The sequence below is a fragment of the Pseudomonas glycinis genome, assembly GCF_054871425.1.
Genome location: NZ_JBTYHF010000007.1, coordinates 212,029 through 237,199 on the forward strand (window position 1 = coordinate 212,029; position 25,171 = coordinate 237,199).

20 protein-coding genes are annotated in these 25,171 nt (G+C 59.9%); 8 read left to right on the top strand and 12 right to left on the bottom strand.

Annotated elements, in window-relative coordinates; all coding sequences use genetic code 11:
* Nucleotides 1-37: 37 nt before the first annotated feature.
* The 5 genes from ACYSTU_RS18180 to ACYSTU_RS18200 are packed head-to-tail and all read right to left on the bottom strand — an operon-like array spanning nt 38 to nt 7,087.
* Nucleotides 38-973, bottom strand: a complete 936-nt coding sequence (locus ACYSTU_RS18180; protein WP_499000595.1) for a GNAT family N-acetyltransferase — start codon at nt 971-973, stop codon at nt 38-40.
* Nucleotides 942-2,252 (bottom strand): phenylacetate--CoA ligase family protein, encoded by a 1,311-nt coding sequence (locus ACYSTU_RS18185; RefSeq protein ID WP_499000598.1) that lies wholly within the window; start codon nt 2,250-2,252, stop codon nt 942-944. Before ACYSTU_RS18185 ends, ACYSTU_RS18180 begins: the two co-directional genes overlap by 32 nt.
* Nucleotides 2,253-2,295: 43 nt before the next feature.
* A complete protein-coding gene (locus ACYSTU_RS18190) occupies nt 2,296-4,698 on the bottom strand; it encodes an aldehyde dehydrogenase family protein (RefSeq protein ID WP_499000601.1) in 2,403 nt (800 codons plus the stop codon).
* A 1-nt stretch (nt 4,699) separates the two neighbouring features.
* Nucleotides 4,700-5,830, bottom strand: a complete 1,131-nt coding sequence (locus tag ACYSTU_RS18195) for a LuxE/PaaK family acyltransferase (protein ID WP_499000603.1) — start codon at nt 5,828-5,830, stop codon at nt 4,700-4,702.
* A 9-nt stretch (nt 5,831-5,839) separates the two neighbouring features.
* Nucleotides 5,840-7,087: an MFS transporter gene (locus tag ACYSTU_RS18200; protein WP_499000606.1), complete on the bottom strand. Its 1,248-nt coding sequence runs from the start codon at nt 7,085-7,087 to the stop codon at nt 5,840-5,842.
* 310 nt (nt 7,088-7,397) lie between these two features.
* Here ACYSTU_RS18200 and ACYSTU_RS18205 point away from each other — a divergent pair, with 310 nt between their 5' ends.
* Nucleotides 7,398-7,586, top strand: coding sequence for a hypothetical protein (locus ACYSTU_RS18205; protein ID WP_016770563.1), 189 nt, complete (start codon nt 7,398-7,400; stop codon nt 7,584-7,586).
* A 9-nt stretch (nt 7,587-7,595) separates the two neighbouring features.
* Here the strand turns inward: ACYSTU_RS18205 and ACYSTU_RS18210 are convergent, their stop codons facing one another.
* A complete protein-coding gene (locus tag ACYSTU_RS18210; protein ID WP_136493390.1) occupies nt 7,596-7,973 on the bottom strand; it encodes a fe2+ zn2+ uptake regulation protein in 378 nt (125 codons plus the stop codon).
* A gap of 243 nt (nt 7,974-8,216) precedes the next feature.
* Between ACYSTU_RS18210 and pvdQ the strand changes: the two genes are divergently transcribed.
* Nucleotides 8,217-10,556, top strand: a complete 2,340-nt coding sequence (gene pvdQ / locus ACYSTU_RS18215) for a bifunctional acylase PvdQ (protein ID WP_499000610.1) — start codon at nt 8,217-8,219, stop codon at nt 10,554-10,556.
* A gap of 52 nt (nt 10,557-10,608) precedes the next feature.
* Here pvdQ and ACYSTU_RS18220 read toward each other — a convergent pair whose 3' ends face one another.
* The gene (locus ACYSTU_RS18220; protein WP_136493388.1) at nt 10,609-11,610 is read right to left on the bottom strand and encodes a FecR family protein; all 1,002 of its coding nucleotides are present in this window, start codon (nt 11,608-11,610) and stop codon (nt 10,609-10,611) included.
* A 153-nt stretch (nt 11,611-11,763) separates the two neighbouring features.
* Between ACYSTU_RS18220 and ACYSTU_RS18225 the strand changes: the two genes are divergently transcribed.
* A complete protein-coding gene (locus ACYSTU_RS18225) occupies nt 11,764-12,033 on the top strand; it encodes a PepSY domain-containing protein (RefSeq protein ID WP_136493387.1) in 270 nt (89 codons plus the stop codon).
* A 70-nt stretch (nt 12,034-12,103) separates the two neighbouring features.
* Here the strand turns inward: ACYSTU_RS18225 and ACYSTU_RS18230 are convergent, their stop codons facing one another.
* Entirely contained in the window at nt 12,104-16,945 is a 4,842-nt protein-coding gene (locus tag ACYSTU_RS18230; RefSeq protein WP_136493386.1) for a dermonecrotic toxin domain-containing protein, read from the bottom strand.
* Nucleotides 16,946-17,178: 233 nt separating this feature from the next.
* On the opposite strand from ACYSTU_RS18230, the gene ACYSTU_RS18235 reads away from it, so the two are divergent.
* Nucleotides 17,179-18,207 (top strand): Ldh family oxidoreductase, encoded by a 1,029-nt coding sequence (locus ACYSTU_RS18235; RefSeq protein ID WP_499000615.1) that lies wholly within the window; start codon nt 17,179-17,181, stop codon nt 18,205-18,207.
* 60 nt (nt 18,208-18,267) lie between these two features.
* On the opposite strand, the gene ACYSTU_RS18240 is transcribed toward ACYSTU_RS18235, so the two are convergent.
* Complete coding sequence (locus tag ACYSTU_RS18240) at nt 18,268-18,585, bottom strand: ElaB/YgaM/YqjD family protein (RefSeq protein WP_499000617.1); 318 nt, start codon at nt 18,583-18,585, stop codon at nt 18,268-18,270.
* 154 nt (nt 18,586-18,739) lie between these two features.
* On the opposite strand from ACYSTU_RS18240, the gene ACYSTU_RS18245 reads away from it, so the two are divergent.
* Nucleotides 18,740-18,994, top strand: coding sequence for a hypothetical protein (locus ACYSTU_RS18245; protein ID WP_003224595.1), 255 nt, complete (start codon nt 18,740-18,742; stop codon nt 18,992-18,994).
* A gap of 6 nt (nt 18,995-19,000) precedes the next feature.
* On the opposite strand, the gene ACYSTU_RS18250 is transcribed toward ACYSTU_RS18245, so the two are convergent.
* On the bottom strand, nt 19,001-19,915 hold the full coding sequence (locus ACYSTU_RS18250; protein WP_499000621.1) for a LysR family transcriptional regulator: 915 nt from the start codon (nt 19,913-19,915) through the stop codon (nt 19,001-19,003).
* An 84-nt stretch (nt 19,916-19,999) separates the two neighbouring features.
* Between ACYSTU_RS18250 and ACYSTU_RS18255 the strand changes: the two genes are divergently transcribed.
* Nucleotides 20,000-20,923, top strand: coding sequence for a carbon-nitrogen hydrolase family protein (locus ACYSTU_RS18255; RefSeq protein WP_499000623.1), 924 nt, complete (start codon nt 20,000-20,002; stop codon nt 20,921-20,923).
* A 137-nt stretch (nt 20,924-21,060) separates the two neighbouring features.
* Here ACYSTU_RS18255 and ACYSTU_RS18260 read toward each other — a convergent pair whose 3' ends face one another.
* A complete protein-coding gene (locus tag ACYSTU_RS18260) occupies nt 21,061-21,534 on the bottom strand; it encodes an LEA/WHy family protein (RefSeq protein WP_499000626.1) in 474 nt (157 codons plus the stop codon).
* A 66-nt stretch (nt 21,535-21,600) separates the two neighbouring features.
* Nucleotides 21,601-23,067, bottom strand: coding sequence for a nucleobase:cation symporter-2 family protein (locus ACYSTU_RS18265; protein WP_499000629.1), 1,467 nt, complete (start codon nt 23,065-23,067; stop codon nt 21,601-21,603).
* A gap of 289 nt (nt 23,068-23,356) precedes the next feature.
* Here ACYSTU_RS18265 and zapE point away from each other — a divergent pair, with 289 nt between their 5' ends.
* Entirely contained in the window at nt 23,357-24,475 is a 1,119-nt protein-coding gene (gene zapE, locus ACYSTU_RS18270; RefSeq protein ID WP_499000632.1) for a cell division protein ZapE, read from the top strand.
* 17 nt (nt 24,476-24,492) lie between these two features.
* Nucleotides 24,493-25,074, top strand: a complete 582-nt coding sequence (locus ACYSTU_RS18275; protein ID WP_125926861.1) for a DinB family protein — start codon at nt 24,493-24,495, stop codon at nt 25,072-25,074.
* Nucleotides 25,075-25,171: the final 97 nt, after the last annotated feature.

Below are 25,171 nucleotides of genomic sequence, written 5' to 3' on the forward strand. Positions count from 1 at the left end.
GATGAAGCCCGCTCATCCGTGTGCGGGCTCCGGCTGATTACACCGCAGCCATGGCTCGCCCAGTGAGTTGACGTTGTGCCTGGTCGTGTAACTGCTGCATGTGCGGGCAATGCAATGTCAGCTTGCGCGTGCGGTAGCCGCGATGAAACAACGTCAGCCAGCCTCCTGGATTGTCTTGCGCAGGCGCCAGACCGGTGAAAGCAAAACCGATGGCGTTAAGACTGTGCAGATCCACGGCAAACTGTCGCGAAAGCTGTAGACGAATCGAAACCAGCCAGTGCCCGGGCAGCGTTCTCAGCTGATCGAGCAGTTCCGGTTCGAGTTTTTCCACGAGCATTTCATGCCGATTGCCGTGTTGTTGAACCTGAACCGAGGGCCCGCGCCAGCATGCTGCACTGGGAGAACAGCCAAACGCCGCCGTCATACGCTCCATGAACGCACGGTAGCGGGTTGGCCACGGCTGCTCCGGCAGCGGGCGCTGGTAGCCGTCTATGGCGCGGACACCCAAGACGATCGACTCCGGTGTTTTGCCGCCAAAGGGTGAGCGGACATAGTCCGGCAACAGTCCGGTGTTATGAAAACCGAGACTGATAGCCATGCGTTGGGTATAGGGGTGGTGGGTGACCTGTTTGATCGAAACGCTGCGACAACCCAACGCCTGTGCATGAGTCAGCAGTTGCGCGCCCAGGCGCGTGGCAATGTTCTTTCCGCGGGTATCGGGATGTACGACGCTCAAGGCCAGTTCGGCATCGTGCGAGCTTTCGCTCTGCCGATACAAAGTGGCATGGCCAAGAATCCGCTCTCCCTCCACTGCAACCAGTGAGTGCCAGCGTTTGTCGGCGTGGTTCTGGTTGATCAGGCAGGGCATGTAAACGTCGGTTTGCACGTAATGATCGCCATAGACCTCGCGAAACAATTGGCTGACGGCTGTAGCGTCGGTGTCACGGTAATTGCGCAGGATCAACGACTCCATAACGCACCTCCCCCTCGTCCGGGCCATAGCAGCGCAAGTCAACAATCCTCAGGCTTTTCCCCGCGCGAGGATGGCGCGCAAGGTCCTCGAAGCGGCAGCTCCGTATACGCAGCTGCAATAACCCGGCGCCTCGCAGTTGTGGTATCTGCGGATACAGTTCGATCAAGCGGGCCTCGAGTCTGTCCTCGATGCGGGTCGATCTTTCGTTGACTACGTATTTCACCGTCAATAGATCTCTGCCGTCGTCGTGCTCGACCAATAACTGCCAATCGTTGCTGCCAGTGATGCTCCGTACGATTTCGCTGATTTCATCGGTCATCAGCGACAGAATGCCGACCCGCACACGCTGGCTGGTGCCGCTGCGCCCGCGCAGGGCGAATTTGCGTTGCGCAGTGCCCGACGGCTCTCGCCAGCACGCGAGATCTCCGACGGGATAGCGGATCAGCGGCATCAAGCGGCGATGCAGATTGGTCAATACGAGCAGACCGGTTTGATCGCAGGCCTCGATCGTTGCGCCGCTGTGCTGATCGATAATCTCCAGCAGTGCGTGACCGTCAGGTGTGCGATGTTCTCCTTCGATGCAGTCACGATGACTTGCACCGATGAATCCGCCATCGACGCTGGCGTAGCCGATCGAGGCAATGCGCGCGTTGGGCAGCACTTGCTCAAGGAGCTGGCGTTGTGAGGCAAACAGACTCTCCCCGCCATAAAGCACGGTATCAACCAAGGGCAGCGCAAGGCCGCGGTGTTGGAGCCAACTGGCGAAGGTCAAAAGTTGCGCAGGCACGCCAGCCAACACGTTGATCCGGTGTTGCACGATGGCATCGGCCAGCATTGGCGGGTCGACTTCGCCGGTAAACGGAAACTCGGTAATAGCCGTTTCCACATGGGCCAGTGAATCGTGGATAAACAGGAAACTGGCGTAGAGGTCGCCAGCGAAGAACAGATTGGCGACACGGTCGCCGGAGCTGAATTGCTCGCTCAGACTGCGACCGAAAGCTTCCACTGTGCGTTGCCATTCCGTGCGGGCATATACGGAGAGCCTGCCGCCGCCGGTTGAGCCACCGGTCTTGAAGACCAAGGCGTGGGCCAGGGGGGCAGTCAGAACCGGCCATTGCGCCAGATCCGCGCTGTCTTTCCAGAAGTCTGCCGGATCAAGTACTGGCAGTTCGCGCAGCGAGCTTATTGCCTCGGGAATATCGGCGAGGCTGTTCCTGTAGTAGGGCGAATGCTTGCGGGCAAAACCGGTCAATTCGCTAATCGGGTCGGTTGTTTTCACGGTGTGTTCTTCTTGATTCGAATGAGCCAGCTCACGGCAAGCGTCAGCGGCGGGAGTCAATGACCAGCGGCGTCTTGCCGCTGTGTTTGTTTTGAACGAAGTGCTCGGGCGGGCATTGTTCGATCTGCAGCACCAGCAATCCGCTGTCGACCACGGTCATCAGGGTCAGGTAATCGGCGAGACGGTGTTTAGCGATGTCGGCTGCAAGTTCGCAGTGCAGTTGCATGCGCTCGACGCCGTCAGCGCTGTGGTCCAGCTGCAACTGAAACGGCACTTGCAGCCGCGACGCCAATTCGCTCAGGGAGATGAAGTCAGTGCCGATGCGCAACAGCTTGCCGTGGCGTTGCAACAGCTCGAAGCGTGGCGACGTCAGCCCGCAGGCGCAGACGCCCGGCAGCCAGCGCCCGGTGTCGCCAATCTCATAACGCTGCACGCGCTGGCCACCTTCACGGGCGAGCGAGGTGACCAGCAGCCGACCCACCTGATCGCCGATCACCGGCACATCCTCATCGAACGCGACGATTTCCAGGTCCTGGATCGCGTTCATCAGATGGAAAACCCTATCCGCCGAAGCCTTGCAGGCATGGCCTAGCGGGCCGGCATCGACGCTGCCGTAGATCGCCGAGCGAATGCTCGACACGCCACAACTGCGCAGCAATGCACGGTTCTGCTCGCTCAGATGCTCGCCACCCAGAAAGACTTTTTCAACCCCGCCATAAGCACGCAGACGCTCCTGTTCATTGAGAAACAGACGATGCAGGGTGGCGGGCATACCGACCAGCACGTTGACCCGTTGGTCGATGATCAATTGGGCAATCTCCCGGTAGTCGTCATCGATAGGGGCGGCCATGGGCAGGTGCGTCACCTCGAGCAATTCCAGCGCTTTGCTGAAACTTAGAAAACCGCCGTACAGCCCGCCACAGAAGAACAGGTTCATGACCCGATCCCGCGCCGGATCAAGACCAACGGCGAACAGACCGTCAGCGGTTGCGCGCATCTGCCGATCGAAATCGCGATAGCTGTAGCCGGCCAGAGCAGGGGTGCCGCTGCTGCCTCCGGAGCGGAAATACAACTGCGCCTGATCGTTGATGGGCTGGGCGACGAACGCCTCTTTGTTCATGATCGCAGCGCTCGACTTCGCCGCGAGTGGCGGTGAATCGAGACTGGCCTGATTCGGCAGCTGCGTGGCCGCCAGACTCACCGATACCCGCCGACTCAAACGTTGCAGCGCATAGACGCCATCATGGGGTTCGCCTGCGTAACCGTCGTGAATGCTGCCGATCGGTGCGATACGCGTGACCCCGGCGGCGATCAGCGCATGAGTAAGCTCGGCAATGCGTGATTGCGCACACATCAGCGCGCAGCTTTGCAGGACGTTGCGCCAGGGCAACAGGGCGGCAGTGAGCAGTGCCTGCGGCAGCGGGTGCAGCAGTACGCTGCGAAACAGCGGTGAAGGCGCGAGTTGCCGCTCATGGCTCCAGATCACCCGCCAGCCCGGGCCGCTCCACACTTGCCCGGTGTGTCCGGCGAAACTCTGGCCGAGGCGGGCCATCTGCGTGTGCGTGGTAATTTGCGAGGCTTCCTGGATTGTCGGCACCAATGCCGGCCATTGCGTGGCGCGTCGTTGCAGGGCCTGCGCCAGGCGTTCACCGATATCGCGCAGAACCTGCGGATCGTCGCTGTCCACCAGCAGCCATTGCGGGCTGGAGCAGGCCTGCTGATCCAGTCGGCAGACTTCGTCGGCGACGGCATCAAGCGCCTCCGGCGTAGACGATTCCGGGGTGAGATAGACGAAGCTGATGCGGTGCCCCCAATCGATCCAGCGACAACCCGGCACCAACTGTTGCCGAATCGCTTGCAGGGCCGCTTCGCCACCCCACGCTGCAACCCCGTTCGCGGGTTTGCAAAGCTTGCCGATCTGCTCGGTGCTCGCTGGAATCACCGCGACATGTCCGGCCAGTTGTCCGCTTGCATCGCAGTCGACCAACGCGCGCAACAGTTGCGCCGTCACGCCTTGATCGCTGCGGCTGGGGCGCAACCAGTTGACGTTGCCGGCGAGCAGACTTTCCACTACCGCGCAAAAGGCCAGCAGCGGCGCGTTGGCCGGAGTGATGTGCACCACCAGGCCGAGTGGACGCCAGGCTTCGAAGCGTGGCTGGCGATAATCGAAACGACGCAGGCAATCGCCCTCGGCGCCCAATTCACGCTGGCGTTTGTAGGCTAGCGCTTCGGGTTGGCAGAAATCGATCAGGGCCTGCCGCTGCTCGTTGTCGAGGAACAGATGCGAGTGCGCGTCATGCAGTTGCCGGGCAAATCCCGCGACTGCGTCGATGACTGTGCGGCTGTCGAGTGCCCTCGCCAAGTGTTGCGGCAACGCCTGTTGCAGATCTTGCAGCGCTTGGTCGAGGCTATAAGCGTGGTGCAGTTGTCCATTGATCAAATACATATCAGTGACTTCCCAATAATTCGGCGGCGGCCATTGCGCAGCTTCTGCCCGCTGTGGTGGCGGCGCGGCCGTGCAGTTCGAACCAGTCGCTGGTCAATCCACAGCCGCAACTTGCGCCCGGGTGCAGCGTGGCAAGGTCGCTCATGACCACGGCGTGGGCCGGGCTCGATGAGATGTAAGGCGAGACGAAGCCGAGCAGGCCTTGTTGGCCATAGGGCAACAGGGAAAAATCCACCGGATCGCGAATCAGCACCCGCGAATACACCGGCACATGAAAGCGGTGACGGGCGCATTCGATGTAAGGCACCGCGTGTTCGACAGCACCGTAACCATCGCGGCAGCGGGCCGGTTCGATGCCCAGTTGCCGATGGATATGGGCGTAAAACTGTGGTTTGGGAATTTCCTCCGCAGCCTGGGTTTTCCAGCCACCGCCAAAAAAAGCCAGCGAACCGGCGGGCAATTGCACATCCTGCACAGCGGTAGCCTGCATGCGTTGCAGGGTCTGCCAGAGAAACGCCGGGAAGCCGAAAATCCGTACCGGCAAACCTTCTTCAGCGAATGACTGCAATGCGGCGATGACACCGAATACGTCGAACTGATGGCCGCTACCGGTGTTGCGCAAGGCGTAAACCACGCGATTGACCGGGGCAAACCGACAGAGAAACTGGTCGGTAAACGAGGTGCCCAAGGTGATGCGTCCTTCGGGTTCGTAGCTCAACAGCAGGTAGTTGCACGGACTATCGGGAGTGTCCCAGGCGTAATGGCGGAAGATCTGCGCAACCATGAACTGCGCGCGAGCCAGGCTGCGTTCGTCGTAACGCATCCGGCTTTTCTGCCCGCTGGTGCCCGAAGAAGTCAGTTCCAGGGCGTTCGTCCCCGTGCTGCTGAGCAGAAGGTGTTGCTTGAAGAAACTGGCAAAGATCGGCGGCAGACGCGACCAGTCATTGAGATTGTCGAGGTCCTGCGGCTTCAGTCCGTGGGCGTTGAGCCAATGGGCGTAACCCGGGGTGTGATCGCAGTGAAAGCGGCTGATTTCGGTCATCGCTCGATCAAACAGAGCGGGCGCGGCTGAATCCGCGCAATAGGGTTGCTTCAACGCGCACAGCGCGTCGGCATAGGGTAGGTGAGTCATCAGTGTTCCTTACTGAGGCGAGGCCACATCAGATGTGGTGGTTTGCAGGAGCCGGTAAACCATGGGCAGGCACATCAGCCCGCCGAATGCGGCCCAGATAGCGAAGTATTCAAGACGGCTGCCGCCACCGATGGCCGCAATCAGCGAACCGCCAAAGCCCATGACGGCGATCGAGATCATGCCGGTCAGCGCCGACACCAGGCCTTTGCTGTCGTCACTGGAAAACAGCGCCAGGCGATACACCGCCGCGTTGCTCATGCCCAGCCCGACGGCGTACAGCGACAAACTCGCCACCACCGGACCAAGCCCCGCGCCGAGCAATGCGCACGCGGCCAGAAACAGAAGGCCCAGACAGAACGGCCAGAGCGCCAGTTGAATCAATTGCGTCAGCGAATGAGTCTGCAGCAAGCGGTCGAGAATCAGATTGCCGGCGATGACTGCCGAGAACACCGGTATCTGCCACAGGCCATATTCCAGCGGCGGCAGTTCCAGTACCCGCACCAGCAGCAATGGCGCCAGGCCTATCCAGGCGATCAGCGGCAGACTCATCAGGCCGAGCGCCAGGCTTGCGCAGAGGAAACGCGGATTGCCCAACAGCGCACCGTAGCGCCGACAAGTGAGGCGCCAGGAGAAGGGTACTGGGCGAGTTTGATGACCGTCGCGGCGCTCGACGCCCACGGTTTCCGGCATCCACAGCAACAGGCCGAGCCAGACCAGCGCTGCTGTGCATCCCAGCAGCAGAAAAATTTCCCGCCAGCTCAGCCATTCCAGCAGCAGGATGCCAAGCAGCGGCCCGAGCAACGGCGATAACAACGCAACATTGCCGAGCAACGCCATCAGCCTGACGGCGTCGGCTTCGCAAAAAACCTCCTGCAATGCCGGGTAGCTCACGGCGACGACGAATCCCAGCCCCATGCCCTGCAACAGACGCAACAGGTTGAACGCTTCAATGCTGTCGGTGCTGAAAGCTGCCGCGCACGACACACCGAACAGCGCACTGCCGATCAATAACAGTGGCCTTCGCCCGAATTGATCGGACAAGGGACCCAGTAGCCACTGCAGGCAGACGCCACCCAACAGATAAAGATTGAATGCATGGGGAACATGCTGCGCGTCTGCCTGGAGGTCGGTGGTGACGTCCAGCATCGCTGGCATGATCACGTCGCTGGCCATGTAAGTGAGCAGTTCGAAAGCGGTCAGCGCCAGACAGAAACCGGCAACCTGTCTGGGGCCGATATTGATAAGTGTTCTCTGCATGAACATCCCTGTTTTATGAGTGGTAGGAAGTTCGCAGAGCCTAGGTGCAGACGCACAGCCGACCTAGCCGTTTGCTGCGTCAGCAGATTTCAAAAACTTACGGCATGTTTAAAGGATTGGCGCGGCGCGGAAGCTGTTTACTTGTTTGCGCCAGAGCAGGGAGGGCGGGCCATGCCTCAAGGTCGGCTGACCTTGCAGCCAAAAGTCTTCAGGGGCGGTAACATGAGCGCCCGTTTGCCCCGGCACGTCCCCTAATTCGGCAAGCGTATGGCTTGCAAACGCATACATTCCAACGTTTCAGGAAACCGCAATGACCCAGAAGCAACGCTTGATTTATTCGATTCTGATCGCCCTGTCGGTACTGGCGATCATGCTGGGCCTGTCCTGGCTGCAAAACGCCGGCATGATCACCGAGAAAACTTTCCAGTACGTCGCGATCGGCGTGGCGGTGGTTGTGGTGGTGATCAATGGCGTGATGCGCCGCAAGGTCAAGCCCTGAAAGCGAGCCTCATTCGTGGTTGAGGACCGCTGCAGCCTGCGGGTGCAGGCTGTAACTCTTGTCGGCGTTGAAGGTGATCACGCCTTCGGCGCACAAGCGTTTCAGCACTTCGCGCACGCTGAGAAAAGACAACGGCACGTCCAGATCGAGCAACTGGCTATGCACGCCACGTACGCCAAGGCGACGATTGCTCTGTGCCGCCACCAGCAGGGCGTCGATGACTTTCAGACGAATCAGGCTGGTGCGCAGGCCGAAACTCTTCAGTAGCACGCGGATGCGCTCATTGCCCGGACGCTCGCCGCGCTGGGTGAAATTGCCGGTGTGCGAACCCATTGAAACGCCCAGGGGCGTCTGGCTACCGTCCGTTGGTAGTTGCGAGTTGTACATGCGATTACTCCTTTTCAGAGCCAGATCGGGAAAGGTTTTGTTGCGCTCTCTAAACAAGACGTTTCAGCACGACAAATCATGAAAGAAAAGATGTAGAAATTTCGTCGGAAATTCGTCCCGGCCTTGTGATGCCGGCCTCGTGCCGAAGGATTGCCCGCTAAATTTTTTTCCTCAGCTTCGTTTCTTCGACAGGCTCATTGCGCGTGGACGCAGGGGCAATCGACCTTTCGATCAGGAGCAAGCGTGATTATTTCCAGGCAACTCACCGGGCTGGCCCTCGCCAGCACCTTGTTCGGACTGAGCCTGTCGGCCCATGCACTGAGCCCGGCTGCACAAACCAGCGCCGATATTCGCCGCACCAGTTTCGGCGTGCCGCACATTCGTGCCGAGAACGAACGCGGGCTGGGCTTCGGCATCGGTTACGCCTATGCCCAGGACAACCTGTGTTTGCTGGCCAACGAGATTGTGACGGTTAACGGCGAGCGCTCACGCTACTTCGGCCCGGAGCAGTTCACTGTCGAACAACGGGAAAACCGCGTCAGTGATGTGTTCTTCACCTGGCTCAATACTCCAGAAGCGGTCGAAACCTTCTGGCAGGCGCAACCGACGCAGGTCCGCGACCTGGTCGAGGGTTATGCCGCCGGATACAACCGCTATCTGGCCGAACGGCGTCAGCAAGGGTTGCCGCAGCAATGCCAGGGCGAGTGGGTACGTGATATCAGTGCCGAGGATCTGGTCAAACTGACGCGGCGCCTGTTGGTGGAAGGCGGGGTGGGCCAGTTCGCCGAGGCTCTGGCCGGCGCCACGCCGCCGCAAGCCACCGCGCAGGTCAAGCACGATGCCGAGGCGTTCCAGTTGGCCGACGCCCGTCAGCAACGTTTCGCCCTGGATCGCGGCAGCAACGCCGTGGCAGTCGGCAGCGAGCGTTCGTTCAACGGCCGTGGCATGTTGCTGGCCAACCCGCATTTCCCATGGGTCGGCGGCATGCGTTTCTATCAGATGCACCTGACCATCCCCGGCAAGCTTGATGTCATGGGCGCGGCATTGCCGGGTCTGCCAATGATCAACATCGGTTTCAACCAGCATCTGGCCTGGACCCACACTGTCGACTCGTCGAAACACTTCACCTTGTATCGCCTGCAACTCGATCCAAAGGATCCGACTCGGTATTTGCTCGATGGCAAGTCGCTGCCGCTGAACAAACAGACGGTTACCGTGCAGGTCAAGCAGGCTGATGGCCAGGTCGTGCCGGTGAAGCGCGATATCTACAGTTCGCAGTTCGGCCCGATCGTGCAATGGCCGGGCAAGCTCGACTGGGACAAGCAATATGCCTACAGCTTGCGCGATGCTAACCTCGACAACGATCGCGTGCTCAAGCAGTGGTACGCGATGAACCAGGCCAGCAATCTCAAGGATCTGCAAGACGCCGTGCACAAGATCCAGGGCATCCCGTGGGTCAATACTCTGGCGGTGGATGACAAGGGCCAGACGCTGTACATGAACCTGTCGGTGGTGCCGAATGTCAGCGCGGAAAAACTGGCCAAGTGCAGCGATCCACGCCTCGGTCTGCGCATGATTGTCCTGGACGGTTCCAACAGCGGCTGTGCCTGGGATGTCGATCCGCAAGCTGCGCAGCAGGGCATTTTTGCGTCCAGCCAGTTGCCGCAATTGCTGCGCAAGGATTTCGTTCAGCACTCCAACGATTCAGCGTGGCTGGCCAACCCGGCGCAACCGCTCACCGGCTATTCACCGCTGATCAGTCAGGACGGACAACCGCTGGGCCTGCGCTCGCGATTTGCGCTTGATCGTTTGGCTGAGCTGAGCAAAAAAGGCCCGTTGGCGGTCAAGGATCTGCAGCATATGGTCATGGACGATCAGGTCTATCTGGCCGCGCAGGTCATGCCCGATCTGCTGAAGTTCTGCGGCGCCGATCTGGGCAGCGATGCGGCCACGCTGAAGCCGGTCTGCGCCAGCCTCAAAGCCTGGGATGGTCGTGCCAGTCTGGATTCCGGGATCGGTCTGGTGCACTTCCAGAACATTATGCAGGCGCTGCTTGACTCACCGGATATCTGGCGTGTTGCATTCAATCCGGCCGATGCGCAACACACTCCGCACGGCCTGGCGCTCGAACAACCGGCCGTGGCCAAGGCGCTGCGTGAAGCGATGCTGGCGTCGGTCGAACTGGCCGGCAAAATGGGCCTGAAGCCGGACATGCGCTGGGGTGACATCCAGGTGGTCAGCAGTGGAGGGCGGCAAACGCCGATTCATGGCGGGCCGGGTACGTTGGGCATCTACAACGCGATGCAAAGCGTGCCCCGTGATGACGGCAAACTTGAGGTGGTCAGCGGCACCAGCTATCTGCAAGTGGTGAGCTTCGACGAAAAAGGCCCGCATGCCCAAGGGCTGCTGGCGTTCTCGTTATCCAGTGATCCGGCGTCGAAATATTCACGCGATCAGACCGAGGCGTTTTCGAAGAAACAGTGGAGTGTCCTGCCATTCACTGAGCAGCAGATCCAGGCGGATCCGCAATATCAGGTGCTGACGATCAAGCAGGATCAGGCAGGGAAGGTGGCAGCGCAGTAAACAGTCGTCGCCTGAAACAAACGAAGGCCGCCTCCCGTAAGGGACGCGGCCTTCAGCTTTTCGGCGGGCGTTGCGGCATCGAATTGATTACCGGGTTGCCTTCCTTGTTGCGGGTCAGGTAGACCGGCAGCACTTTCGGCAGGCTGTTGGCGAGGTTGTTCATCTCTTTGATGTTGTAGACACCGCCCACGCGGATCGCGCCGGTACTGGTGTCGGCCAGCATCAACGGCTTGTCCAGGTAACGGTTGATCAAAGGCAGGGCGTCGTGCAGCGCAAGGTTGTCCAGTATCAGTCGGCCGCTGCGCCACGCCAGCGAGGTATCGCCGGGGTAGGTCTGACTGATTTGCGGTGCGTAATCGCCTTGTCGGTAGCGTGCCTGCATCGATGGACTCAGACGCAGGCCGTCGCCCGGCAGATCGCGATTGCTGCTGACCAGCACCGAACCTTCGACCAGATTGACCCGAACCTGATCTTCATACATCCACACGTTGAATCGGGTACCGGTCACGCGGATCTTGCCGTCGCCGGCGCGCACCACGAACGGATGAGACGCGTCATGGCTGACATTGAAAAACGCCTCGCCCTTGTTCAGGGTGGCGCGACGTTCATGTTTGTAATTGCTGAAAGTCAGGTCGGTGTTCAGGTTGAGTTCCAGCTGGCTGCCGTCACTCAGAGTGATCTGACGCACACTGTCGGTGGCGGCGTAATGCTGATAACTGTTGGGCACCCAGCCCAGACTCCAGCCGCTGTAGGCCGCGAGCGGCAAGCCGACAGCGCAGGCGCCGGCGATGACCGCGAACTTGCGCCACGAACGCGAAGGCTTGCGCTGCGCCGCGAGTGCCTCGGGCTCGGTTCGAGGCAGATCTCCGGCGACTTCCCAGATTTCCTGCATGGCTTCGTATTCAAAGGCGTGCAGCGGATGGGCTTCGTGCCAAGCTTCAAATGCGCGACGCTCCTCGTCCGTGCAGTCAGCGGCGTGCAGACGCATGCACCAGTGCGCGGCGGCATCGGTGATCGCATCGTATTCGGCTTCCGAGAGAGTGTCTTGGGTCATTGACTCGTCCTGATTTCGCTCATTCTAACCTCGCCGGCAGGCTGCCGAGAACATCCGTCATGGCATTTACCCATCAACGTGGAACTTATTTTTCCCTGTGGCGCCCAAAAAAACAGGAAGCAACTGCCTACTATCCATAAATGGAGTGAAAAAATGATCAAAAAGACATTCGCAGCCCTGATTGCCACTGCCGGTTTGTTCAGCGCCGGTGCCGCCCTGGCGGACAAGCCAGGCGCAGGCTGGATCACCATCGAAAAGGCCATCGAGGTCGCCAAGACCAAGGCCGGTTATGTCGAGGTCTATGAGATCGGCGCCGACAATGACGGCTACTGGGAAGGCGAAGGGCGCAAGGCCGATGGCAGTGTCTATGAGTTCCGCATCGACGGCGCCTCGGGCAATGTACTGCGGGACCAGAAGGATTAACCCAGCATAAACACCACTGATTCTTGTGTTGAGCAATGCGCTGGCGCGACGTCAGCGCATTTTTTTGTCTTCACGGCAGCGCTTGCGAGGATCCTGCCTGATCCGACCCCGGCGCCGCTGACGATAGAGGGGCGGGAAGCGGGTCGAGCTGGCGGCCCAGTTCACTGATGAGCAACGCGATCGAATCAGCGTTGGCGAGCATGACGTCAATCCTTGCATCTGCAGAATCAGGGCGGCAAAACGCCAGGCGTGCATCTGCAAGGTTTGTGGTGTTGGTAAGGCTGAGGATTTTTTGGTAATTGCCGGCATGCGCGGGTACTTTGTCCAGGTCGGTCCAGACCTGTTTGCCGGTCTTTACCGCAAACAAATGCTTGCCGTAGCGCGACAATAAGCTGCGATGACGTTCAATAGATTCCTTGGCATGTTTGCCCGAGGGCGTCCTCGTATCGATGAGGTCCAGATAAGGCGCCATGGCCTGCACGGCGACAAGATCGTCGCTGTCGCAAACCAGATGCGAGAGCTCATGGATCAGCGTTACAGCGCGGGCATGGGAATCAACATTGAACCGAGGGGGCAAATGCGCAGTGTATTTATCCAGTCCCGGGTTGAAAAACAGCTCAGTGAGATGAATGATTTTTCTCTTATCCTGTTTGAAAACGAATGCCACGGTATTGCCGCTGCCAGGTCCGTTCAGACCAGTAAAAAAGCGTTCGGTGTAGAGCAGATCGTCTTTCGGGTTCGTCAGTTCTCGGCAAACAGGAATAATCACCTTCTCGAATTTCCTGAGCAGCGTAGGCGTTATTACCGACACCTCGAAGAACTCCTTTAAAACTGTCTCTAACCGCGTGCCGGTAAGGTTGTCGCGCTGCGTAACGTAGTTATGCAGACAATTGACTGCGTATTCTCTTGCACGATTTACCGCTTGCTGTATCACGAACGCCCTGGCCGGATAGCGACGGTTGATCTGGGCCATGCCTCTGGCCTGGATATACATTTCTATGGAACGGTTTTCCTCGACTTCGTGTTGCACAGGGTCACGTTTTTTTGACCGGCAGCGATACACCTGCTGGCTGGTGCTTGCGACGACCAGACGGGAATTTTTCTCCTCGAGTGCCGGCCCCTGGTTGCCGTCTTTTTTGCGCAAATACCAGGTCTTTTCGACCTGGACCGTCGGATACACCTTGCCGGCAATAGCGGCGTATTTCTGCGTCGTCGACGAATCTCCATAGACCAGCTTATTGGCATCGAGCTTGAGGCTTTCCAGTGCCGTGCTGCTTTCGAAGGGCTGCAGATCCACGCGGGCGGGCGTTACCGGTGACACTTTTGCCCAGCGAGAGGCTGCTTGCACCGTCGTGGCTGTACCCTCAGGTGCGTGCGCTTCTGCGGCGAATTCGGTACTGACCGTTTCTGCCTCGCTTTCCCACGACAGACGTCCCAGGCTAAAGAGGGTAATCGCCCCTGCAATGAAGCTTTTCAGGGCGTTCGCCCAGTGGTGATCCTGCAGGCCTTCAGCGGAGGCCTTGAAATCCTGATAGCTGCGCCAAAGGAAAAATCCGCAGGCGAGTTTGCCCGGCAACACGTGCGGCACCAGGCGGACGCCGTGGCTGAACAGAAACTTCACTGCTTCCCAATCTGCCTGGGCGTTGATCTGTGGTTGGCTGCGCAGCATTTGTGGCAGAAGACTCAGGGTGTCTTTGTGCAACCGCTCAAGCACGTTGCCCTTTATGGGGGAGTCATGAAGGGTGATTTCACTGTTTTTGCCGATCGTTGTTTTCAACAGGCTCTTGAATACGGCCTGCTGCGCGTCAGGCAGACGCCGGATGAGCAAGTCCTGAAAGTGGCCGGGGGTATTGAGTGCTTCGATCAACTGCGCTTCGTTCTCGAACTCGCGAAATATCCATCTTGAGTAAGGCGCATAAAGGACCCGGGGCCCTGTTTGCCCTGCGCCCGGACCGAAGACATACAGTCCGAGCGCGTCTACGCAATCAGCGCCTGAAGTCTTGATCAACGATAGCGGACAAGCGATGGCGTGAGCACCGTCGACCATCGCCCGCGCTATCCCGTCCGGCATATCGAGGACCTGGCAGATATAGTCGTAGCCGGTATCAGAGAGTTGCTGTTGCAACTTCATCGAGTGGGCGTGCTGCATCAATTGCCAGGGCAGCTGGCGCAAGAACCGTTCTTTGCTGAGGCGTGCTGACGCGCTATCAGCTGTCAGCGCTTCGGTCACTTTTGCGGTGTAGGTAGTGGCAACGTCGAGAGATTGAAGCAGTTGCCGTACGGCGGACTGGCCAAAATCCTTCGGTAGTGCTGTCGCTGTTGTCGATGCCACTTTGAAACCGCTGTCCTGCACGACGTTGTAGTGATGCAAGCTAAACTCCAGCAAGTCACAGGCAGGGCCGGCCAGTGTCAGGTTGGGGGTGATCCGGATGTCCTGTGGCTTGAGGCCGTTGCCTGGAAATCGCGCATCGAGCAGTGTCTTGAGTGTCTGCTCGATATGAGTGGCCAGGGCCGGGGCCTCATCGAGGAAATCCTTGCCGTCGATGAACGCGCGGCGCAGTTCATCCAGCAACGCCAGTTGCGTGCGCTGCTCGGTCGCCGAGGCCATGCGCAACCAGTCGGGATAATCCAGATGACTGGCAAGGGTTCGTGCAAGGTCAACGGCGCGGCGCAGATTGGTATCGATTAGCGCGCTTTTCATTTGCTCAAGGTAAGTCTGCAGCGTGTCCGGGTCCTTGATACAAACGCGCAGCTCTTCTGAATCGGCAAGGAAGTGTTCAATGCCCGATTGCATGCGATTGCTGGAAACCCGGTCTTCAATCAATTGAAAACTGCCCAGGGTGTATTGCTGGTCCAGTCGACGTTGAGCCCTTGGCAGATTTTCCAGCAGCGTATGACTCTGGTTGTTGTCATCCAGGCGTTGTTGCAATTGCTTCTGCGCGACGGCGATATTCTCGAACTGTTCCAGCCCCGTGGCCGGTGTCCACAGGATGGCGCGTCCGGAATGCTGGTCATCCATGCCGCCGCGCTCGGTCAGAAGCACGCAGTGAGCGAGCGGCAGCGCACCTTTGAACTCGGCACAGGTGAGGGTGAGCGACCAGGCATCGGGGCGAAAACCATTGAGTGACTGGCGCTCCCTGCGTGTCGGATGCGTGGCATCGAGCACGGTGTCGACGATCTTTCGCTCCGCCTCCAGCCATGACCCGCTGAGACTGCGCAGGTAGGCCTCACCGCGCAGGCCATCTTCGAACGCCTGGGCCAGTTTCCACAGAATGCCTTCCAAAAAGACGCGCTGTTCGGCGCTGTGCGCGGTCGGCTGGTCTTTGAAGTGGCTGGTCAGATTATCCAGCGTCCGTCCCAGACTCGTCGCCTGCTGCGCAGCCTTGTCCGCTTGCACGAGTGACGATGGCGGAGTGCTGGTGAATAACGGACGGGTACTCCAGCGCTGATTGAGATCGAGCTTGAGCAATCGCTCATGAATCATCGAACGGATATCCAATGCCTTATCAAAGAGTGCATGGATATCGGTGGTGCGTTTGCTCTGACGAAAGCGCTGCAACACGAATTCAATGTTCTGGCGTTGTTTGGTGATGATGGTCTCGAACAGCGTCGTCATGATCTCACCGCCAATGTTTTCCCCGGATACCTGTGCGTTAGTGAAGCCAAGGTAGCGATTGCGCTCTTGCAGGTTCATCAGCCCGTACAGCTCATCTTCGTGCCCGGCAGCTCGCAGTTTGGCGGTGAGTGTCTGTTTGAGGTCGGCGTAATCGGTGAGCACCTGCAGGCCCTGGCTGGGCGTATAGAGATAAGCCTTGTCATGATTGATCATCAGCGAACCGGCCAGCTCGACACAGGCTGTCTCTTCGCTCAGGCACACGGTTTCGAACGTTGGCCGCCGCACTGCAACGCTTGGCTCACGGACCAGACAGTGAAGGGCGTCGAATTCGCTGGCAGTGAGGATCTGCGTTTCGCGCTTGATCATCAGATCCGCTCGCGCTTGATCCTGTAGCGTCTGGCTGAAGAAGGTACGTCTGGGCGAGCCCTCGAATGAGGCGCCGTTCCAGTAGATCTCAAGCTGCCGAAACAACAGCATGGTCAATTTTCCCGATGCGGACTCGATCGCATGGGTCCAGGCAGACTGATCGTCTTCGCTGACCGGACGAGCAGGATGGGTAAATTCCACGGTCTGACCGTGCGGCCAGCCTTGGCGATGAAAGTGCAGCAGCAGCGCCTCACTGAGCGACAGCGAGTCGACCCACTGTTTGTCCGCAGAGGAGGACGTCGAATAAAAACCGACCCGGGTTAGCGACTGTTGCAACGCGGCAAAATGCGCTTCGAGTAGTTCGTCGAGAATCTTTTCCAGCAACGTTGCAAGGGATGGCAGGCGTTTGAGCTCGTCCAGCAGGTCACGGGCGCACCTCTCCAGGGATTCGCCGATAGCCGCTTGCTGGTCCTCGAACACATCGCCTTCGATGGTTTCGCAGGTCAGGGTAATCTCGCGTTTTTCCACCAGTTCCTTGCGCAGCGAAACCGAGAGGAAAGCCAGCAGATCATCAGCTTCCCCGGCATTGTCGAGGCGTGTCTGCAGGGCGGCCGTCAGTGCTTGGCGGTCAGCGAATTTTTTCAGGCCATCGTAGGGCGTATAGAGAAACACGCCGTTGTCATCCGGCCCTGCGCTGAGCATGAAGCTGCCCGCCAGCGACACGGCCTGTTGCTTGTCGGCGTTGAGCAGGATGCGTTCGGCCAGCATCGGCGGGGTTTGCTTGTTGCGCAGCGATTGCGTCGCCAGTTGCGCATGGGCAAGCCAGTCGAAGTCTTTGCTGTGGAGACCGTGTGCCGGACCCAGGGCAGCATGCAGGCCGGGTGAATCGAATATCACTGGAAACAACAGCGGGGCAGTCGGGGTGGACATCATTGCAACTCTGAACGGGGCGCCATCGGGCTGGAACTCAACAGTAGATGCGCAGACTGGAGCACTTGCGGTAGATAGTTACCGCACACGCTGACCGTGAAATGTGCATCTGGGCGCGCCAGCGGATGCCGATCAATCGAAGGGTTGACAGCTGGCAGCTCGGGCGCGGTTAATCGGTGGGCAAATTCGACCGTACGCTGTTGTTCCCTCCAATAATCATTCTGGAGCTTCAGATGTCTGCGCTACACGATCCTGGCTCGTCCACAGTGTCCCTCGAGACACTGACGCAACTGCTTGAAACGATTTTTCTGCGCCACGGCACTTCCAGCGACGTCGCCCGGGTGCTGGCCGCCAACTGCGCCAACGCCGAACGCGACGGCGCCCACAGTCATGGCGTGTTTCGCATCCCCGGTTATGTCTCGACGCTGAAAAGTGGTTGGGTCAATGGCCATGCGGTGCCCCAGGTTGAAGACGTCGCGCCGGGATTTGTCCGGGTTGATGCTGGCAACGGTTTTGCCCAGCCAGCGTTGGCAGCGGCCCGACCACTGCTGATCGAGAAGGCACGTCATGCCGGGATCGCGGTGCTGGCGATCCGCAACTCGCACCATTTCGCTGCTTTGTGGCCGGATGTCGAGCCCTTCGCCGACGAAGGTCTGGTCGCGCTGAGCGTGGTCAACAGCATGACTTGCGTGGTGCCCCATGGCGCTGATCGGCCATTGTTCGGCACCAATCCGATTGCCTTCGCCGCGCCAAGGGCCAACGCCGCGCCGATTGTTTTTGACCTGGCCACCAGCGCCATTGCCCATGGCGATGTGCAGATCGCCGCGCGCAAAGGTGAAAAACTCCCGGTCGGCATGGGGGTCGACAGCCTCGGCCAACCGACCCAGGACCCCAAGGCGATTCTCGAAGGCGGCGCGTTGTTGCCGTTCGGCGGGCACAAAGGCTCGGCGCTGTCGATGATGGTCGAGTTGCTGGCGGCGGCATTGACCGGCGGCAATTTCTCATTCGAGTTTGACTGGTCCAACCATCCCGGCGCGAAGACACCATGGACCGGCCAGCTGTTGATCGTCATCGATCCGAGCAAAGCGGCGGGGCAGAACTTCGCCCAGCGCAGCGAGGAACTGGTGCGGCAGATGCACGGAGTCGGGCTCAAGCGTTTGCCGGGGGATCGGCGGCATTTGCAGCGTGCCCGCTCATTAGCGCAGGGCATCACGCTGGATGAACAGACCCTGGGGCAGTTGCGGGAGTTGGCGGGGGACTGAGTTTGCACAAGGCATAAAAAAGCGAGCCGCAAGGCTCGCTTTTTTTTGTGGCGCTGGAACTCAGCGACGGCCGAGCAGCAAGCCCACCACCAGGCCGAAACCGGCGGAAATCGCCACGGTTTGCCAAGGGTGGCCACCGATGTAGTTCTCGGTGGCTTCAACAGCGGGTTTGGCGCGGTCGCGCACGCTGGACACCGAATCCAGTGCCAGCTGCAGCTTCTGGGCAATTTGTGCGCGCAGCGTTTCTGCTTCTTCGCCTACCAGTGAAGCGCTGCTCTTGAGCAGTTTGTCCGATTCTTCGATCAGAGCCTGAAGCTCGCTGAAAGCTTGATCCTTGATTTGCTCTTCGGCAGCTTGCGAGGCGGTTTTACGGGCCATTGGGTGACTCCTTGCAGGTGAATGGACAGTGACCAATGGAGTGTAGCGGCAGGCGAAAAGTTGCATGTCATTCGCGGACAAGGGAAAAACCTGCACCGGAGATTTGTGTCGAGCGTGTAAGATGTCGCCATTTTACGCAGCAGGATATATCCCCATGAGTTTCAATCTGGCCGACAAATCCCTCGCAGAGCGCGCAGCGCTGGAAGACGAGAAATCCCGTCTGTTCGAACTCTGGCAGAACAATCTGGGCAAAGCCAAAGGCGAAGCCGCGCGCCTGTTTGGGGAGCGCTCCAAGCGCAAGGGCAAATGGGCCGAGTGGGTCCGCGCCGAGCTGGACGGCATGTCGCCGCCGGAATTCGCCAACATGGTGCGCAGTGAAGTCAATCGCCTGATGGCGGCGAACAAATAATCCGCTTCACCCCTGGCTGAACGTGGCGGCAATCGCCTCACGAACCTTGACCAGCACCGGATCGATCTGTGTGCTGGTGCGCCAGCCCAGTTCCACCGGATAGCGCGGTAAAGCCAGAGGGCAGGGCAGCAGCGCCAGTCCGCTCAGCGCCGCGATACTTGCGGCGGCGTGGGTCGGGATCGTCGCCACCGCCTGACTGCCCTTGAGCAGAAAGGGCAGCGCGGCGAAATGCGTGGTCGACGCGCAGACTCGCCGGCTCAAACCCACTGCCGCCAATCCCTCATCGGTGATACCGATAAAGCCGCCCGACGACACCAGAATGTGCTCGCGTTCAACGAACTCCTGCAACGCGATCTGCTGTTGGCCTGGCGCGAGACTGGCCGGGTCGACCAGACACGCATATCCGCCTTCCCCCAACACTTGACGACTGAGCAGGCGCTCGGAAAAACCGCCGGCAGTGATCGCCAGGTCGATGCTGCGCTCCATCAGCGCGCGGGCAACGATCTGGCTGTGGGTCTGGCGAAAGATCAGCCGCAGTTTCGGCGCGCGCCGGGCGAGTTCCTCGATCAAGCGGCGCCCGTAGGCAATTTCAAAATCATCTGACAGACCGATCGCCACCGAGCGCCCCTCGTACTGATTGGCCGCTGGATCAAGCATGGCCAGACTTTGCCGGCATTTGTTCAGGGCATCGCTGATCACCGGTTTCAGCTGATTGGCTTGCAGCGTCGGCGCCAGACCGCGCCCGGTGCGCACGAACAACTGATCGCCATACACCTCGCGCAAGCGACGCAACGCCGCGCTGACCGCTGACTGTGTTACGCCCAAGCGCAGGGCGGCGCGGCTGGCACTGGATTCCTCATGCAGCGCTTCGAAGACTTTCAGCAGGTTGAGGTCGATGTCGGCGATATTCATTTGGCTCATATCATTCAGCAGTGGGTAGGGCTTTATTCATGATCGCGTGAGACTGGAGAATCGGCAACACCTGAACCTGATGGAGTAAACACGATGGCCAAATCCATAGTGGCGGCGTTGCAGATCGGCGCCTTGCCCGGTGGCAAAGACGAAACCCTTGAACAGATCCTGAGCTGGGAAGACGCAATCCGCGAATCCGGTGCTGCGCTGGTGGTGATGCCAGAAGCCTTGCTCGGTGGTTATCCGAAAGGCGAGGGTTTCGGCACCCAGTTGGGTTATCGACTGCCCGAGGGGCGCGAGGCCTTCGCGCGTTATTTTGCCAACGCCATTGATGTGCCCGGCGCCGAAACCGACGCCCTGGCCGGATTGTCAGCACGCACCGGGGCCAATCTGGTGATCGGCGTGATCGAGCGCGCCGGCAGCACGTTGTATTGCACGGTGCTGTATTTTGATCCGCAGGCCGGGCTGCTCGGCAAACACCGCAAGCTCATGCCCACCGGCACCGAGCGACTGATCTGGGGCAAGGGTGACGGCTCGACGCTGCCAGTGTTCGACACCCAGGTCGGCAAGCTTGGCGCGGTGGTGTGCTGGGAAAACATGATGCCGCTGCTGCGCACGGCGATGTATGCCAAAGGCGTTGAGGTCTGGTGCGCGCCGACCGTTGACGAGCGCGAGATGTGGCAGGTCAGCATGCGCCACATCGCCCACGAAGCTCGCTGCTTCGTGGTCAGCGCCTGTCAGGTACAGGCCTCGCCGAATGCGTTGGGTGTGGAGATTGCCAATTGGCCCGGGGATCGACCTTTGATTGCCGGCGGCAGCGTGATCGTCGGGCCGATGGGCGATGTGCTGGCTGGACCTTTGCGTGGCGAGGCGGGGTTGCTGACGGCGGAGATCGACACCGATGAACTGATCCGCGCGCGGTATGACTACGATGTGGTCGGCCACTATGCGCGGCCGGATGTGTTCGAGTTGACCGTTGATGAGCGGGCGAAGCCGGGGGTGCGGTTCAATACCTGACATTGAAGCTTGCAAAGAACCTGTGGGAGCTGGCTTGCCAGCGATGGGGCCATGTCAGTCGACATCTTTTTGGCAGATGCACCGCTATCGCTGGCAAGCCAGCTCCCACAGGGATCGGTGTCCGATCAGAAAACTTTTTACCACGTCGCCGCACTCGCTTTAGGCAGGCTCAACTTGCCGCTGTCGGTAAAGCGCATCGTGCCGAACAACCCGCCCGCCAGTTTGCCGCGCAGCACGTAGGGCAGGTTATCGAGGCTTTGCGTCTGGCTCAGGCCCAACGTCTGGCGCAGCACCGAGAACGCCGAGACGCTGACCGGTACCGTGACAATGGCTTCAGAGAAACGCGGGATCGAGCCGCTCTGATCGCTCACACCGGACGCCAGCGAATGACCATTGACCTCCAGATCCAGGGCGATGCCGTTGTAATCGATCGCCGTTTCATTGGGGTTCTGTACGCGCAGCTTGATCGCGAAGCGCACTTCCAGTTCCTGACTGGGCAGCGGTTCGAGGCCGACCACGTTGATGTTCACCGGGTCGCGATTGGGTAACAGTGCGCAGGCACTGAGCGACAACAGCAGAAGCGACAGGATGACGGCGTGGACGCGGCGCATAAAAATCTCTCGACAAAAAAGGGCTGAACCGTCGCCGGTGCAGCCCTTTTTTTTCGAGGCGCGACGTCAGCGGTTCAACTGTGCGACAGCCGCCGCTTGGCCGGGTTCACCTTTGCCGGTGACTTCGGGGTTTTCCATGACCTGCAGGATCGAAGCTTCCGGGTCGAAATCGTCTTCTTCCAGCTCGATGAATTCTTCCGGCAGGAAGATGTTCAGCACGATAGCGCACAACGCGCCAACGGTGATCGGCGATTCGAAGATATTGCGCAGCGCTTGCGGCAGTTCGCGCAAGACTTCCGGCACCGCCGCGATGCCCAGGCCCATGCCGAGGGAAATCGCCACGATCAGCATGTTGCGGCGATGTAGACCGGCCTCGGCGAGGATCTTGATCCCGGCCACGGCGACGGTGCCGAACATCACCAGCTCGGCGCCGCCCAGCACCGGTTTTGGCATCAATTGCAGCACCGCGCCGATCATCGGGAACAAACCGAGCAACACCAGCAGCCCGGCGATGAAAAACGCCACGTAGCGGCTGGCCACGCCGGTCAACTGGATCACGCCGTTGTTCTGCGCAAAGGTCACCATCGGCATGCTGTTGAACACTGCCGCCATGGCCGAGTTGAGACCATCGGCGAGCAGGCCGGATTTGATTCGGCGGATGTACAGCGGGCCTTTCACCGGTTGCCGCGAGATCATCGAATTGGCGGTCAGGTCACCGGCAGCTTCCAGTGGCGACACGAGGAAAATCACCGCCACCGGCACGAACGCCACCCAATCGAAGTTGAAGCCGTACTTGAACGGCACCGGCACGCTGACCAGCGGCACCTCGGGCATCGACGCGAAATCCACCGTGCCCATCAGCCAGGCCACCACGTAGCCAAGGGTCAGGCCGATGACGATCGCGCCCAGGCGCAGAAACGGCACGTCGACACGGTTCAACACAACGATGGTACCGATCACCAGCGCCGCCAGAAATACGTGACTGGCCGCGCCCAAGTCAGGCGCGCCGAAGCCGCCGGCGATGTCGGTCATCGCCACTTTGATCAGCGACAGGCCCATCAGCGTGATGATCGTGCCGGTCACCACCGGCGTGATCAGCATGCGCAGTTTGCCGATGAACTGGCTGAGCACCACTTCGATGAACGCGGCGAAGAAGCACACGCCGAAGATCGTCGAGAGGATTTCATCAGTGCCGCCGCCGCGCGCCTTGACCATGAACCCGGCGCTGAGAATCACACTGATAAAGGAGAAACTGGTGCCTTGCAGACAAAGCAGACCGGAACCCACCGGGCCGAAGCGCTTGGCCTGGACAAAGGTGCCGAGGCCGGAGACGAACAGCGCCATGCTGATCAGGTAGGGGATTTCACTGTGCAGACCGAGGGCGCCGCCCATGATCAAGGTCGGGGTGATGATGCCGACGAAACTCGCCAGCACGTGTTGCAGCGCGGCGAACACCGTGGCGGTCAGGTGCGGACGGTCGTTGAGGCCGTAGATCAGGTCGTTGTTGCGCGGGGTTTTGTCAGAGGCGGTCATGGTGATGTGCGCGCCGCAAGGCGGGGCCGGGTCAGAAAATGGGTGCGCAGAATGCCGGAAGAGGGCGGCGAGGGCAACGAGCAATAACTGCCTGAAAGGTCAGGTTTTACTGCCTCTCCCTTGTTCTGATCGTTCCCATGCTCCGCGTGGGAATGCAGCCCGGGACGCTCCGCGTCCCTTCCAGAGCTGGAGCGCGGAGCGTCCCTTGAGGCATTCCCACGCAGAGCGCGGGAACGATCAAACGTGCCTCGACCGGCAATGGAAAAGCGCTCGTGGCATACTCCCGCGCATGACTTTCGACTCCCCCCTCAGTGCCTGGCAATACGCGGTCGACCACAAGGGTTTCATCCAGGATGAAGCCCAGGAGCACGCGGTCTGGGCCTTGCAAAAATGCCATGAAGCCTTGCATGCCGGCGCCCGCTCGGTCGGCGGCGTGTACCTGTGGGGGCCGGTCGGGCGCGGCAAGACCTGGCTGATGGATCAGTTCTATCGGAGCCTGCGGGTGCCAGCGCGGCGTCAACACTTTCATCACTTCATGGGCTGGGTGCATCAGCGTTCATTTCAACTCAGTGGCATCGCCGATCCGTTGCGCGCTTTGGCCAAAGAGCTGGCCGGCGAAGTGCGCGTGCTGTGCTTCGATGAGCTGTTCGTCAATGACATCGGCGACGCGATCATTCTCGGCCGGCTGTTTCAGGTGATGTTCGATGAAGGTGTGGTGATCGTCTGCACCTCCAATCTGCCGCCGGATGATCTGTACGCGGACGGCTTCAACCGCGACCGTTTCACGCCGGCGATTGCGGCGATCAAGGCGCACATGACCGTGGTCGCGGTGAATGGCGCCGAAGACCATCGCTTGCATCCGGGGACGATCGAGCAGCGTTATTTTGTTCGCGCGGATGATTTACCGAGCGCACTGGAGGCCGTGTTCAAATCGCTTGCCGCAGATGAGACTGTCAGTGAAGAACCCGTCGCCGTGGGCCACCGCACACTCAACGTGGTGCAAGCCAGCGAATCCGTGCTGTGGTGCCGCTACAGTGATTTGTGCGAGCAACCTTTCGCCGCCATGGACTTCATCGCCCTGTGCGATCGCTACCGGGCTATTCTGTTGAGCGAAGTACCGAACCTCAGCGCACAAAAACGCGAAGGACGTATTGCACGCGGTACCGAAGACGGCGCTGAGCGCGTGGTCGCCGGCGACCGGGAATTGCCACAGTTGTCGGTGCACGACGACGGCGTTCGACGCTTTATTGCGCTGGTCGACGAATGCTACGACCGCAAGGTGCCGCTGTACGTCGAGGCAAGCGTACCGATGGACGCGCTGTACACCGAGGGCTATCTGGAATTCCCGTTCCGCCGCACCCTCAGCCGTTTGCGGGAGATGCAATTGCAGCGCTTCGCTGAAGCCTGAAAAAAGAGGGCGCCGACATGAGTCAACCGCTGTCCCATCATTTGCTGACCATGGCCTATCAGAATGCCTGGGCCAATCACCGCCTGGCCAAGGCCTGGACCCGGCTCGACGCCACTGAATTGGCGGCGCCACGGGTGAGCTTCTTCCCCGGCATCCGCCTCACGCTTAATCACATCCTCACCTGCGACTGGTTCTACGTCGACGCGCTGGAGCGCGAATTGCGCGGGGACGAGCCGCACCCGGATTGCTACGTATTCTTTAATCAGGACGAGCCGTTTACCGATGCCGCAACGCTGCGTGCCGAACAGGCCCGCGTTGATCGCCGGCTGCTCGCCTATTGCGAGCAACTGCGCGATGCCGATCTGCCAAGAATCGTCACTATCGCTCGCGACGAACCGCAACATGACAGCCGCCTGCGCATGCTTTCGCACCTGTTCGAACACCAGATCCATCATCGCGGCCAAGTGCACGCCATGCTCAGCGGCACGACGGTAAAGCCACCGCAACTGGATGAGTTTTTCTGTGTTGGCGAAAGCGCATTGCGCGCCGAAGACTTCGCCGAACTGGGCTGGACTGAAGAGCTTATCTGGGGCCACTGACCGCGAAAGATCGCAGCCTCGTTGCACTCGTCAACTCCTAAACATATCGGACCGTAGGACCTGACGAGTGCAACGAGGCTGCGATCTTTTGATCTTC